Below are 508 nucleotides of genomic sequence, written 5' to 3'. Positions count from 1 at the left end.
CATCGTTCATGCAGCCTCCTTGGGTTTTGATGCATGCTTCAAAGCGGCGCGAATCTGCTCATCAAGGTCCTGCACACCCAGCAACGGGTAGTTTTCCTGCAACCAGCTGCGCATTTTCTTGCTCTTCCACGGGCGGATGATGGCGTTGAACACATCCTCCTGTGTGCCCTTCAGGAGCCCCGCGTCGTCCTGACTCTTGAGAGCCGATCGCAGCGAGTCCATCAGGTTGTTCAAGCTCCAGTCCCAAGCGCTCCCTTCCGTGTCGTTTGCACCCATGATTTCGATTTCAATCTCGGGCTCAATCGTGAACTTGATGTTGAAATCACGCTTGAACGCGTTCGTCACGCCGTACGTTGCTTGGTACTGCATCATGTGCAGGAACGGGATTACCATCTCGTAGGGGACCGAGTAGTAGTTCGCTTCGTGCACGGTACGGTTGAAGATCATGCGCCAATCCCAGTCCGTACCTTCGAGACCCAACCATTCGCGCCACTGAGGCAGCGCATCG

At 55.3% G+C, this 508-nt stretch carries 1 protein-coding gene; it reads right to left on the bottom strand.

The genetic code is table 11. From position 1 onward, the window contains the following. Positions 1-6 precede the first annotated feature (6 nt). On the bottom strand, positions 7-508 hold a 502-nt coding region (locus tag AC1RPN_RS08275), incomplete at its 5' end, for a hypothetical protein (RefSeq protein ID WP_481763729.1).

The organism is Dellaglioa sp. CoH-57-MRSF-20, assembly GCF_056781955.1.
Note: the sequence above shows the minus strand (reverse complement) of the source record. Positions and strands in the feature narration are given on the sequence as shown.